General features: G+C 64.3%; 14 protein-coding genes. All 14 read left to right on the plus strand.

What is annotated here, in order from left to right:
* The first annotated feature begins 116 nt into the window (after window positions 1–116).
* The 14 genes from folE to ACODSO_RS22610 all read left to right on the plus strand — a co-directional run bounded on the left by folE (window position 117) and on the right by ACODSO_RS22610 (window position 13,229).
* Window positions 117–758 (plus strand): GTP cyclohydrolase I FolE, encoded by a 642-nt coding sequence (gene folE, locus ACODSO_RS22545; RefSeq protein ID WP_489038898.1) that lies wholly within the window; start codon window positions 117–119, stop codon window positions 756–758.
* Entirely contained in the window at window positions 755–1,597 is an 843-nt protein-coding gene (gene folP / locus ACODSO_RS22550) for a dihydropteroate synthase (protein ID WP_489038899.1), read from the plus strand. The genes folE and folP overlap by 4 nt, the downstream gene beginning before the upstream one ends.
* Window positions 1,594–1,962 (plus strand): dihydroneopterin aldolase, encoded by a 369-nt coding sequence (gene folB, locus ACODSO_RS22555; RefSeq protein ID WP_489038900.1) that lies wholly within the window; start codon window positions 1,594–1,596, stop codon window positions 1,960–1,962. The genes folP and folB overlap by 4 nt, the downstream gene beginning before the upstream one ends.
* Window positions 1,959–2,483, plus strand: a complete 525-nt coding sequence (gene folK, locus ACODSO_RS22560; RefSeq protein WP_489038901.1) for a 2-amino-4-hydroxy-6-hydroxymethyldihydropteridine diphosphokinase — start codon at window positions 1,959–1,961, stop codon at window positions 2,481–2,483. Before folB ends, folK begins: the two co-directional genes overlap by 4 nt.
* A 5-nt stretch (window positions 2,484–2,488) precedes the next feature.
* Window positions 2,489–2,953 (plus strand): DUF3180 domain-containing protein, encoded by a 465-nt coding sequence (locus ACODSO_RS22565; RefSeq protein WP_489038902.1) that lies wholly within the window; start codon window positions 2,489–2,491, stop codon window positions 2,951–2,953.
* A 113-nt stretch (window positions 2,954–3,066) separates the two neighbouring features.
* Complete coding sequence (locus tag ACODSO_RS22570) at window positions 3,067–4,371, plus strand: DUF6779 domain-containing protein (RefSeq protein WP_489038903.1); 1,305 nt, start codon at window positions 3,067–3,069, stop codon at window positions 4,369–4,371.
* 142 nt (window positions 4,372–4,513) lie between these two features.
* Window positions 4,514–5,464: a Rossmann-like and DUF2520 domain-containing protein gene (locus tag ACODSO_RS22575; protein WP_489038904.1), complete on the plus strand. Its 951-nt coding sequence runs from the start codon at window positions 4,514–4,516 to the stop codon at window positions 5,462–5,464.
* Window positions 5,461–6,360, plus strand: a complete 900-nt coding sequence (gene panC / locus ACODSO_RS22580; RefSeq protein ID WP_489038905.1) for a pantoate--beta-alanine ligase — start codon at window positions 5,461–5,463, stop codon at window positions 6,358–6,360. Before ACODSO_RS22575 ends, panC begins: the two co-directional genes overlap by 4 nt.
* Window positions 6,361–6,403: 43 nt before the next feature.
* Window positions 6,404–6,835 (plus strand): aspartate 1-decarboxylase, encoded by a 432-nt coding sequence (panD, locus tag ACODSO_RS22585; protein ID WP_068376765.1) that lies wholly within the window; start codon window positions 6,404–6,406, stop codon window positions 6,833–6,835.
* Window positions 6,836–6,837: 2 nt separating this feature from the next.
* Complete coding sequence (locus tag ACODSO_RS22590) at window positions 6,838–7,638, plus strand: type III pantothenate kinase (protein WP_489038906.1); 801 nt, start codon at window positions 6,838–6,840, stop codon at window positions 7,636–7,638.
* 225 nt (window positions 7,639–7,863) lie between these two features.
* Window positions 7,864–8,382, plus strand: coding sequence for a cysteine dioxygenase (locus ACODSO_RS22595; RefSeq protein ID WP_489038959.1), 519 nt, complete (start codon window positions 7,864–7,866; stop codon window positions 8,380–8,382).
* Window positions 8,379–8,801: a rhodanese-like domain-containing protein gene (locus ACODSO_RS22600; protein WP_489038907.1), complete on the plus strand. Its 423-nt coding sequence runs from the start codon at window positions 8,379–8,381 to the stop codon at window positions 8,799–8,801. The genes ACODSO_RS22595 and ACODSO_RS22600 overlap by 4 nt, the downstream gene beginning before the upstream one ends.
* Before the next feature lie 63 nt (window positions 8,802–8,864).
* Complete coding sequence (lysS, locus tag ACODSO_RS22605; protein ID WP_489038908.1) at window positions 8,865–10,382, plus strand: lysine--tRNA ligase; 1,518 nt, start codon at window positions 8,865–8,867, stop codon at window positions 10,380–10,382.
* Window positions 10,383–10,691: 309 nt separating this feature from the next.
* Window positions 10,692–13,229, plus strand: a complete 2,538-nt coding sequence (locus tag ACODSO_RS22610) for an ATP-dependent Clp protease ATP-binding subunit (RefSeq protein ID WP_489038909.1) — start codon at window positions 10,692–10,694, stop codon at window positions 13,227–13,229.
* Window positions 13,230–13,334: the final 105 nt, after the last annotated feature.

Raw genomic sequence — 13,334 nt, forward strand, 5'->3', positions numbered from 1 at the left:
TGGAGCCTGCGGAATGACCCGAAGGTTTGTGTGGTGGAGCCTGCGGAATGACCCGAAGGTTTGTGTGGTGGAGCCTGCGGAATGACCCGTAGGTCACGGATGCGGAGGTAGGGCACGTGTCAGTCAGGCAGATCGATGAGGACGGTGAGGCGGTTGCACCCGGCGATGTGGTTGCAGTCGGAACCGGCAACACTTTCGATCAGCCGCGGGCCGAAGCGGCCGTTCGGGAACTTCTGATCGCGGTTGGCGAGGATCCCGATCGCGCAGGGCTCGTCGATACTCCTGCCCGGGTTGCACGCGCGTACCGAGAGATGTTCGGCGGTCTGTACACGGACCCGGATTCGGTGTTGAACACGACTTTCGACGAAGGTCACCAGGAACTCGTGCTCGTTCGCGACATTCCGATGTACTCGACATGTGAGCACCACCTCGTGTCGTTCCACGGTGTGGCACATGTGGGGTACATCCCGGGTAGCAGCGGAAAGGTGACCGGGCTGTCCAAGCTGGCACGCGTTGTCGATCTCTACGCCAAACGGCCTCAGGTGCAGGAGCGGTTGACCAGTCAGGTGGCCGACGCCGTGATGCGCAAGCTGGATCCACGCGGCGCGATCGTGGTGATCGAGGCCGAACACCTTTGCATGGCGATGCGCGGCATCCGCAAGCCTGGGGCAAGCACGACTACGTCCGCTGTCCGAGGCCTGTTCCAGTCGAGTGCAGCGTCGCGTTCCGAGGCGTTGGATCTCATCCTGCGCAAATGACGCTGCCAGTCACGGTTCCCTCCGGCCCAGTCGTGATGGGGGTTCTCAACGTCACCGCCGATTCGTTCTCGGACGGAGGACGCTATCTCGACGTCGATGCTGCGGTCGCGCACGGTGTCGAACTACACGGTCTGGGTGTCGATATCGTCGACGTCGGCGGAGAATCGACCCGTCCGGGCGCCGAGCGGATTGATCCGGGAGTCGAGGCCGATCGGGTGGTTCCCGTCATCAGAGAGCTCAGTGCTCGTGGCATTCCGACGAGCGTGGACACGATGCGTGCCTCGGTCGCGGCCGCCGCCGTCGAGGCTGGAGTGTCTATCGTCAACGACGTTTCGGGCGGACGCGCCGACCGGGACATGGCGGCCGTCGTCGCCGACGCCGGTATTCCGTGGATCCTGATGCACTGGCGTTCGGCCCGGGACTATGCCCACACCGGTGCCGCCGAGCAGTACGACAACGTGGTCGCCGACGTTCGTCGTGAGCTTCTCGAACAGGTCGATCACGCACTGGAAGCAGGTGTGAAGCCCTCGAACATCGTGCTCGATCCCGGCCTCGGTTTCGCCAAGACCGCTCGTCACAACTGGCAGCTGCTCCATGCGATTCCCGTGTTCGTCGAGTTGGGAATGCCGGTGTTGATCGGGGCCTCGCGTAAGCGCTTCCTCGGATCTCTACTGGCGACGGACGGCGTTCCGCGTCCGCCGGACGGACGGGAGATCGCAACCGCGATCGTCTCGGCGTTGGCGATCGCGGGCGGCGCGTGGGGCGTGCGGGTGCACGACGCCCGCGCGACTCTCGACGCGCTGGCCGTCGTAGAGGCATGGCAGGAAGGCGGAAGATGAGCGATCGAATCGAATTGCGCGGGCTCAAGGTTCGTGGACATCACGGTGTCTTCGATTTCGAGAAGCGAGACGGCCAGGATTTCGAGGTCGACATCATTGTCTGGATGGACCTGAAGAAGGCAGCCGCCACCGACGACCTGACGGCGACGATGCACTACGGCGAGCTCGCACAGGCTGCAGCTGCGATCATCTCCGGTCCCGCGCGAGATCTCATCGAGACCGTCGCTGCAGAAATCGCCGACGACGTGATGAAGGACGACCGGGTCGACGCGGTCGAGGTCACGCTGCACAAGCCGTCGGCTCCGATTCCGCTCGAATTCGCCGACGTCGCAGTGGTGGCGCACCGCACTCGGGCAGGCGCATGACGCGCGTCGTCCTCTCGATCGGCAGCAACGTCGGAGATTCGCTCGCCCACCTCCGGTCCGTCACCGCCGAACTCGGGCCGCACCTCGTCAGTGCATCGGCAGTGTTTTCGTCGGAGCCCTGGGGAGGAGTCGAGCAGCAGGACTTCCTCAACGCCGTCGTCGTGGCCGACGATCAGGCCCGCGGACCGTACCAGTGGCTCGAGTTCGCGAGGGAGCGGGAGGAGGCGGCCGAACGCGTTCGCGTCGTCCGGTGGGGACCTCGAAGTCTCGATGTCGACATCGTCGTCTGCAGAGCACTTCTGGGCGACGACCTGGTCAGCGCCGACCCCGAGTTGCTCTTACCCCATCCGCGCGCTCACCAGCGGGCCTTCGTTCTCACGCCGTGGTTGGACGTCGAGCCCGACGCAACTCTGACGGTCGGTGACGACGCCCGCAGTGTCTCGGCGTGGCGTGCATCGCTCACCGACTCCGAACGCGCGAGCGTACGACGGACCGACATGACGCTGGACACACTCCGTTGAACGAGATGAAGACGACCCGAGTGTTGGACCTGGTCGGCCTTGCGGTCTTCGCGGCGGTTGCGATGTGGTTGCTGGTGCGCTCGTTCTACGGTTCGCTCCCGCCGATTTCGATGCTGGCTGGGGCGTCGCTGTATCCGATCGCACTGGGCGAACTGGTCCTTGGGTTCGTCGTTCGATCTCGGATCGGTGGTAGCCGAGTCGGCGACGGTCCGCAGCAACTGCACCCGATCACCGCAGCACGGGCTCTTGCACTGGCCAAAGCGTCGGCTCTGGTCGGGGCAGGCGTGACCGGAGTATGGATCGGGTTTCTGCTCTACGTGGCGCCGCGGGCTGCGACGGTTCGAGCTGCTTCCGACGATGTGGGCGGGGCAATCGTGGGCCTCGTCGCGGGCCTCGCGCTCGTCGGATCCGCGCTGTGGCTCGAACAATGCTGCCGAACACCCAAGGACGGATCCGGCGAGCCGCGGTGAGACGGGCACTCTTGCGGTGGTACGCCGCTGATGAGCGAAAATTTGCGACTCCTGTAGCGAACCGCAATCGAGGTTGACCTTTACCCGGCGATTCGCCAGCTACGCTGGTTGGCATGACCGAACAGACTCGCGCGAAAGCCGGCCGTCGCTCGCGGCGCAGCGCGAGCCAACTGTTCATCGCCGCGCTCGTCATGTTCGGGATAGCCGCGAGTGTTCTTCTATTGTTCAGCGAGAACGTTCAGTGGCTTCGTGTCGGCCTGGTGTCGGCGCTGTGGGCCGCGATAGTCGGTGCCTTCGCGATGACCAAGTACCGGCGGGAGTCCGTCGCAGACCAGACGAAGGCCAAGGACTTACAGACCGTGTACGAGCTACAGCTCGCACGCGAGATCTCCGCGCGCCGCGAGTACGAGCTTGGTGTCGAAGCTCGGGTCCGGAGTGAAGTACAGGTCGAGACCAGCGAGATCGCGGCGCTACGTGCAGAGCTCGCTCACCTCCGGAACAACCTGCAGATGCTGTTCGACGGCAACCTACCGACCGAACGCGTCGCCCTGCGCGCGGAAGCGACCAGGATGGCCGAACTCGGCGGCAGTCGGAACTACGACAGCTATCAACCCGCGCCGTCGGGGCTGTATGTGCCGGGACGACCGAGTGCGGCGGGCCCGCACGAGCCAGAGCTGTCCAACGGTGCAGATGAAGGACCGGTCGGCTCGGTGCCGGGCCTGGCCACCCCGTACGACGAACCCGTCACCGCAGAAACCTCGGTCGTGTACTCGGATGCATCGAACGGTCACGAACCGACTCGCAACTACTACTCGGAATCGACGAGAGTGACCCCCGCTCGACGTCCCGAGCCACGAGTACCTGGTGGCGGCCGACGCACCCCGACGCCGCCGCGTGCGTCAGGACCCGCACCAGGGCCCGTGACCTCTGCTGGCACGGATGCTGCCGACGACGGCGAAGCAGTAAATTACGACGAACCGCTGAATTACGGCGAAGCTGCCGACTACGACAGTGGTGTCGACGACGCCGGTGAGGTGCAGGCACCGGAGAGCAGTCCGGCGAGATCGTGGGACGACTACGCCATGGAATCCGACCCGCCACCGCCCTTCGAGCAGGCGGACGCTGCCGAAGAAGACTTCCCCGGGACTGCGAGCGACGACGTGTCGTCGCAGGCGCTGCCGGACTACGTCGATCCGGCACCGGCTCCCGACCCCGAGCCGGTCAGCGCCTCCGAGTCCTCGTCCGGACAGTGGGATCTCCCCGAGCCTGCACCGCGCCGTCGACGTCGGGCTGACCCGGACGCTGCGGCGAACTCGGGAGCGCACTCCAACGGCCGGTCCGTGGCGGAAATCCTCGCTGGACTTCAGACGGGCGAGAGTGAACCGACCGAGCGTCGGCACCGCCGCCGCGCCGACTGACACCTACGGGCGAGACGACGTCGGGCCAGAGTGAAATAGATCACCGGTTACTTCGTGGCCGCGGCACACCCGTGCCGCTATCCTTCCTGCAGGACGTCTGGTACCCGCCGAGCGGGACTGGAACGAACGAGAGGACTTTTCAGTGACCTCACCTGAGCTCACTGCTGACCCTGCACCCGCGCGTTTGACGGTAGGAATCGTCTCTGCCGGACGTGTGGGTACAGCCCTCGGCGAGGCTCTCGAGCGCGTCGGGCACCTGGTGGTCGGTTGTGCAGCGGTATCGGAGGCTTCGTTGCGCCGCGCGCGGACGCGGCTTCCCGACTCGCAGATCCTGCCGATCGACGAGGTCGCCACCCGCGCCGAACTGCTCGTGCTCGCCGTTCCGGACACGGAGCTCGCATCACTCGCCGCCGGGCTGGCAGCGACGGGGGTCATCGCACCGGGCAAGCTCGTCGTACATACTTCCGGCGCCAACGGAATAGGCGTGCTCGAGCCACTGGCGGCTCTCGGGGCGATCCCACTCGCCATCCACCCTGCGATGACTTTCACCGGGCACCCCGAGGACACCGATCGACTGGCCCACGCGTGTTTCGGAATCACCGCGGCCGACGAGATCGGATACGCCGTCGCCCAGGCGATCGTGCTGGAACTGGGCGGGGAACCGGTCCACGTAGCAGAAGCGAACCGTGCGCTCTATCACGCAGCCCTCGCGCACGGATCGAATCATCTCGTCACTCTGATCGCCGATGCAGTCGACGCTCTGCAGGTGGCACTCGACGGACCTGGATTCCCAGGTATGGACACCGACCCGGACTGGGAGCGTGGCCCGCGGACTGGCCGTGAAACAGAAGTCGCGCAACGAGTCCTGGCTCCACTGGTGACTGCGGCTCTGGAGAACGCGCTGCAGCGCGGGCAATCGGCGCTGACCGGTCCGGTTGCGCGTGGCGACCTGGACGCCGTGCGCACTCACCTCGACGTGCTGGGGGCGGTGGATCCTCGAATCGCGGCCGGATACCGGGCGTTGTCTCTTCGGTCGGCACAACGGGTCGGAGCCTCGGCCGAACTCCTCGACTTTCTGAAAGGTGATCGATGACGCTGGCAGGTAGCTTCAAGGCGGGTGAAACGACCGTCCACCACGACCCAGTGGTGGTGAACTCGGTGTCGAAAGCTCTTCGGGCCGTGGGAAAGACGGTGTCCTTGGTGCCGACCATGGGTGCGTTGCATGCCGGACACATCCATCTCGTCCGCCAGGCAAAGCGGACCGGTGCGGTGGTCATCGTGTCGATCTTCGTCAACCCGCTGCAGTTCGGTGCCGGTGAAGACCTGGATGCGTACCCGCGGACGCTCGACGCGGACGTGGAACTGCTGCGCGCGGAGGGAGTCGAGCTTGTCTTCGCGCCCTCGGCTGCCGATATGTATCCATCGGGTCCGCGGACGACTGTCCTTCCTGGTCCGCTCGGCAGCGAGCTCGAAGGTGCGAGCCGGCCGACGCATTTCGAAGGAATGCTGACCGTCGTCGCGAAACTGCTGCAAATCGCTGCGCCCCACGCCGCCTACTTCGGCGAAAAGGACTACCAGCAACTGACGCTTATCCGGCAGATGGTGCGGGACTTGAACTTCGACGTCAAGATCTTCGGTGTTCCGACCGTTCGGGAGCAGGACGGGCTGGCATTGTCCTCGCGCAATCGTTTCCTCGACGCGGACCAACGGAATGCTGCTGTGGTCCTGTCCGCTGCCCTCGTGGCGGGTGCGCATGCGGCGGCCGGGGGAGCGCCGGCAATCCTGGCCACGGCGCGTGGGGTTCTCGATGCTGTGGCCGAGGTGAAGGTCGATTATCTCGAACTTCGGGGAGTAGATCTCGGCCCTGCTCCCGAATACGGCGACGGTCGACTGCTCGTGGCGGCCAAGGTCGGAACCACACGATTGATCGACAACGTGGGGGTCGCCGTGGGCACCGGTTTCTTGGCAGGAATGGAGCATACGGAATGACGAGATCGACCAATTCATACGTTTCGAGGGTTCAGGAGAGAATATGTTCCGCACGATGATGAAGTCGAAGATCCATCGGGCAACGGTGACTCATGCCGACCTGCACTACGTGGGATCGGTAACCGTCGACCAGGATTTGATGGAGGCCGCCGATCTGCTCGAAGGAGAGCAGGTGACCATCGTCGATATCGATAACGGTGCCCGTCTGGAAACCTACGTGATCACCGGCGAGCGTGGCAGTGGCGTCATCGGAATCAACGGTGCAGCAGCACATCTGGTCAACCCGGGTGATCTGGTCATTCTGATCGCCTATGGCGTGATGGACGAGCAGGAATGCAAGGACTACGCGCCGCGGGTCGTGTTCGTCGACGAGAAGAACCGTCCGGTCGAGTTGGGCAGCGACCCAGCGCATGCGCCGGAGGGGTCCGGCCTGATCACCCCTCGCACGTTGCGTGCCGACTCCGTGCTGGTGTAGCGATGCTTCTCGCGGTCGACATTCGCAACACGTCGACGACACTCGGGCTGTTCAGTGGTAGTGGCGATCATGCGAAGTTGTTGCGCGACTGGCGAATGCGAACCGATCCTCGGGTCACCGCCGATGAACTGGCGCTCATGTTGCGTGGACTCATCGGTGCCGAAGTCGATCAGATCACCGGAGTGTCGGCGCTATCCACGGTGCCGTCGGTGCTGCGTGAGACGCGGACGATGCTCGGTCGGTATTGGGAGCATGTTCCCCACGTCGTCGTGGAACCCGGTGTGCGAACCGGTGTCCCGCTGCTCGTGGACAATCCCAAAGAGGTCGGTGCGGATCGGATCGTGAACACCCTTGCGGCGCACGATCTATACGAAAGTGCATGCATAGTAGTCGATTTCGGGACGACGACCTGTGTGGACGTCGTATCGGCGAAAGGTGAGTTCCTCGGTGGTGCGATCGCGCCCGGCCTCGAAATTTCGACGGCGGCAATGGCGTCGAGATCGGCGGCGTTGCGTGAAGTCGAGCTGATGCGTCCGCGATCGGTAGTCGGAAAGAACACGGTCGAGTGCATGCAGGCAGGCGCAGTCTTCGGGTTCGCGGGCCTGGTGGACGGTCTCGTCGGGCGAGTCAGACGTGAACTGCCCGAGTTCGCGGGCAATGACGTCGCGGTCATCGGAACCGGCGACAGTGCACCGCTGATCATGGCCGAGAGCTCGGCGATCGAGCACCACGAACCGGACCTGACGCTCGAGGGACTGCGGTTGGTCTTCGAGCGCAATCTCGCCAAAAGACGCGTGCGCTAGCGCTCGGAGCGCGCCTGTGTAAGAATCTTCAGCGTGATGACGTGCATGGGACCCCAGGAGTGTTGTCGAGGCTGACCGCTGCCTCGTTCAATTACCGACCCTGGAGTAGTCCCTGTGCTGTCCACACCTGTCTTTGCTGGACCCGTCTTGTCCAGACCCGCTTCTTTCAGATCTGCGTCCGCCAGAGCTGGCTCATCGAGATCCGCCTCGTCGCCGCGGCTCACGCTGCCGACCCGGTTGCGACCCCATGACCTGCTGCGCATCACCGACCAGGGCGCCTCGGAGGTTCTCGACGGCCGGTTCGACCACCTCCTTCCCGACGGTGGGGTCTGGCCCACCGAGGAACGCTGGGCAACCCGGCTGCACACCGACGACGACGTAGACGTCTGGCTCATCAGCTGGGTCGTAGACCGTTCGACCGAACTGCACGACCACGCCGGGTCGCTCGGTGCACTGACGGTGCTGAGTGGATCACTCGTCGAAAATCGTTGGGCGGGTGAAGAGCTCAAGCGTCGTCGTCTCGACGCCGGAGATCAGGCGTCGTTCCCGCTGGGGTGGGTCCATGATGTGATGCGGGCCCCCGCACCCGACATCTCGGTGCCTGACTCGCTGGAGCCGACGTTGAGCGTGCACGCTTATTCACCGCCGCTGACGGCGATGTCGTACTACGAAGTGACGGACAGTTCCTCGCTTCGAAGAACCCGCACCGAGCTGACCGACGAACCCGAAGGGCCTTCGAAATGACCATCGCCCGGATGCTGGAAGAAGCACGCGCCAAGATCGACCGCATCACGGTCTTCGAGTTGCGCGACGCCGTCGCCCGTGGGGCGATCGTCGTCGACATCCGACCGCAGGCGCAGCGAGCCGTCGAAGGAACGCTGCCGGGTGCGTTGGCGATCGAGCGCAACGTCCTCGAGTGGCGGCTCGATCCGACTTCGGACGCGCGCTTGGTTACGGCAGTCGATCACGACATCGAATGGATCGTCATCTGCTCCGAGGGATACACCTCCAGCCTCGCGGCGGCGTCGCTGCAGGAACTCGGGTTGCACAAGTCCACCGATCTGGTCGGCGGATACAAGGCGCTCAAGTCTGCCGGCCTGCTCGGTGTGCTGACTCAGGCCGCGCATTGCGTGCGTGAGGCCGAGGCGATCTCGGCGCACTGAGATCACCTGGGCCCAGCGGTAGCGATTCTGGTTTGACGGACGTGGCAGATAAAGTGTGCGTCTGTGACTGACGCAGCTGCCCCGACGATCGACGACACTCCGGAACAGCTACGGATTCGTCGTGCCAAGCGGGACCGGCTGCTGGAACAGGGCCAGGAGCCCTATCCCGTCTCGGTCGCGCGTACGCATTCGCTCCGCGAGATCCGTGACCTCTTTCCAGCTCTCGAGGCCGATACGTCGACGGGCCAGCTCGTCGGTGTCGCGGGCCGAGTCATCTTCGTCCGCAATACCGGAAAGCTGTGTTTCGCGACGCTTCAGGAAGGCGACGGCACACAGCTCCAGGCGATGATCAGCCTCGCTGGCGTCGGCGAGGACGCACTCGCAGCGTGGAAGTCCGACGTAGACCTCGGTGACTTCGTGTTCGTGCACGGTGAGGTCATCGCCAGTCGCCGCGGCGAGCTCAGTGTGATGGCGGACTCGTGGAAGATCGCGTCCAAGGCGTTGCGTCCACTCCCCGTCGCACACAAGGAACTGAACGAAGAGACGCGGATCCGGCAGCGCTACCTGGACCTCATCACGCGTCCGGAAGCCCGCGAAGTCGCCCGCAAGCGCATCGCCGTCGTCCGTGAACTGCGTAACGCACTGGAGCGTCGCGGATTCCTCGAGGTCGAGACTCCGATGCTGCAGACACTGCACGGCGGTGCCGCGGCTCGGCCGTTCATGACGCACTCCAACGCGTTGGACACCGACTTGTTCCTGCGCATAGCACCGGAGCTGTTCCTCAAGCGATGCGTCGTCGGCGGCATCGAGAAGGTCTTCGAAATCAACCGGAACTTCCGCAACGAGGGCGCCGACTCGTCGCACTCACCGGAATTCGCGATGCTCGAGACCTACGAGGCCTACGGCACGTACGACGACTCGGCAAGGATGACGCGCGAGCTGGTCCAGGAAGTCGCGCAGGCCGCCCTCGGTACCCAGGTCGTCCTGCTTCCCGACGGCACCACCTACGACTTGAGCGGCGAGTGGACGACGCTCGAAATGTACCCGTCACTGTCGGACGCCATCGGTGTCACCGTGACCCCGGAGACCGGCGTCGACGAACTCCTCGAGCTGGCGGAGAAGGTCGGACTGGAGATTCCGCGTAAGGACGGCAAGCCCATCTACGGGCACGGCAAGCTCGTCGAGGAACTGTGGGAACACCAGATCGGCGACGACCTGTTCGCACCGACGTTCGTCCGAGATTTCCCCGTCGAGACCTCCCCGCTGACGCGTCAGCACCGCAGCACACCCGGTGTGACCGAGAAGTGGGATTTGTACGTCCGCGGATTCGAGCTGGCGACCGGCTACTCGGAGTTGGTCGATCCAGTCATCCAGCGCGAACGGTTCGAGGATCAGGCACGTCAGGCCGCGGCAGGCGACGACGAGGCAATGGTGCTCGACGAAGACTTCCTCGCGGCGATGGAACAGGGCATGCCGCCCACCACCGGAACCGGAATGGGAATCGACCGCCTGCTGATGGCGTTGACCGGACTCGGCATTCGCGAAACGATTCTGTTCCCGATCGTCAAGCCGCAGGGCTGACCGGCGGTCTGCCCGGCTCGAGAAGCTGTTCGCCAGCAGCGGACAGAAAATTGGAAACGAATTCGCATCTGCCCGCGTTATCACCTGTAAGCAGGCACTTGACTGCCCCGCGTCGACGAGAACCGTCCGCGCAAAGGGGGGCCGAGGGTCGGCAAGTGAACCACCGGCCAACTACAGTAAAGGTGGAGACGCGGACGCAACAGCGTTGGCGTTAGACCTTCAGTGCCGAGCGACCCGTATTACTGGATACTGTGGTGCTAGAAGACCTGGTGGGGAGTGCTACCACCCACCAAGAAGTGAGGGAGAGCGATGTTCGAGAGGTTCACCGATCGCGCGCGGCGTGTTGTAGTCCTGGCTCAGGAAGAAGCCCGGATGCTCAACCACAACTACATCGGCACGGAGCACATTCTGCTTGGCCTCATCCACGAGGGTGAAGGCGTCGCAGCCAAGTCTCTGGAGTCGTTGGGTATCTCCCTTGAAGGAGTCCGCAGCCAGGTCGAAGAGATCATCGGCCAGGGTCAGCAGGCTCCGTCCGGTCATATCCCGTTCACCCCGCGCGCCAAGAAAGTACTCGAGCTCAGCTTGCGTGAAGCGCTGCAGCTCGGCCACAACTACATCGGAACCGAGCACATTCTGCTGGGTCTGATTCGCGAAGGCGAAGGCGTCGCGGCTCAGGTTCTGGTCAAGCTCGGAGCCGACCTCAACCGGGTGCGCCAGCAGGTCATCCAGTTGCTGTCCGGATACCAGGGCAAGGAACCGTCGGAATCCGGCAGCAGCCGCGGCGAGGCGGGAACGCCGTCCACGTCGCTCGTGCTCGACCAGTTCGGACGCAACCTGACCCAGGCCGCACTCGAAGGCAAGCTCGACCCGGTCATCGGCCGCGCAAAGGAAATCGAGCGCGTCATGCAGGTCCTGAGCCGCCGCACCAAGAACAACCCTGTCCTCATCGGCGAGCCCGGTGTCGGTAAGACCGCTGTCGTCGAGGGCCTCGCGCAGGCCATCGTCAACGGCGAGGTCCCCGAGACGCTCAAGGACAAGCAGCTCTACACCCTCGACCTCGGATCCCTGGTCGCGGGCAGCCGCTACCGCGGTGACTTCGAAGAGCGCCTGAAGAAGGTTCTCAAGGAGATCAACACCCGCGGCGACATCATCCTGTTCATCGACGAGCTGCACACGCTCGTGGGTGCGGGCGCGGCAGAGGGCGCTATCGACGCGGCCTCGATCCTCAAGCCGAAGTTGGCTCGTGGTGAGCTGCAAACCATCGGTGCGACCACACTCGACGAGTACCGCAAGTACATCGAGAAGGATGCGGCACTCGAGCGTCGTTTCCAGCCCGTCCAGGTCGGCGAGCCGACCGTCGAGCACACCATCGAGATCCTCAAGGGTCTGCGCGATCGCTACGAGGCTCACCACCGCGTGTCGATCACCGACGGTGCTCTCGTGGCGGCGGCAACACTCGCCGACCGGTACATCAACGACCGGTTCTTGCCGGACAAGGCCATCGACCTCATCGACGAGGCGGGCGCGCGGATGCGCATCCGCAGGATGACCGCGCCGCCAGACCTGCGGGAATTCGACGACAAGATCGCCGACGCTCGCCGCGAGAAGGAATCCGCGATCGATGCGCAGGACTTCGAGAAGGCTGCGAACCTGCGTGACAAGGAAAAGCAGCTCGTTCAGCAGCGCGCCGAGCGTGAAAAGCAGTGGCGCAGCGGTGACCTCGACGTCATCGCCGAGGTCGACGACGAGCAGATCGCCGAGGTCCTCGGAAACTGGACCGGTATCCCCGTCTTCAAGCTCACCGAGGAGGAGACCACCCGTCTGCTCCGTATGGAAGACGAGCTGCACAAGCGGATCATCGGCCAGGTCGAGGCAGTCAAGGCAGTGTCCAAGGCCATCCGTCGTACGCGTGCGGGTCTGAAGGATCCGAAGCGTCCTTCCGGATCGTTCATCTTCGCCGGCCCGTCCGGCGTCGGTAAGACGGAGCTGTCCAAGGCGCTCGCCAACTTCCTGTTCGGCGAGGACGACGCGCTCATCCAGATCGACATGGGTGAATTCCACGACCGGTTCACCGCGTCGCGGCTCTTCGGTGCTCCTCCCGGATACGTCGGCTACGAAGAGGGCGGCCAGCTCACCGAGAAGGTTCGCCGCAAGCCGTTCTCCGTCGTGCTGTTCGACGAGATCGAGAAGGCACACCAGGAGATCTACAACACGCTCCTGCAGGTGCTCGAAGACGGTCGTCTCACCGACGGTCAGGGACGCACGGTCGACTTCAAGAACACCGTGCTGATCTTCACCTCGAACCTCGGTACCTCGGACATCTCGAAGGCAGTCGGCCTCGGCTTCTCCTCTGGCGAAGGCACCGGGTCCAACTACGAGCGGATGAAGCTCAAGGTCAACGACGAGCTGAAGAAGCACTTCCGCCCGGAGTTCCTCAACCGTATCGACGACATCGTCGTGTTCCACCAGCTCACCAAAGACGAGATCATTCAGATGGTCGATCTCATGCTCAACCGAGTCGAAGGTGCGCTCAAGAACAAGGACATGGCCCTCGAGGTCACCGAGAAGGCGAAGTCCTTGCTCGCCAAGCGCGGGTTCGACCCCGTCCTGGGTGCGCGGCCACTGCGTCGCACCATCCAGCGCGAGATCGAGGATCAGCTGTCGGAGAAGATCCTCTTCGGCGAGATCGAGGCCGGGCAGATCATCCTGGTCGACGTCGAGAACTGGGACGGCGAAGGCCAGGGCGAGGACGCCAAGTTCACGTTCCGCGGCGAGAAGAAGGCAATCGTCGTTCCCGACGAGCTGCCCGTCGACTTGGCCAAGGCCGCAGGCGACGACGGCGAGTAAGCAGCTGTAGGTCCAGTGAAGCGGGTCGCACTCTTGTACAGGGTGCGGCCCGCTTTGCTGTGTGCCGGGCCCGCCGCATCGCCCCGCCCACACGCATCGCCCCCG

Source organism: Rhodococcus sp. FG69 (assembly GCF_057808915.1).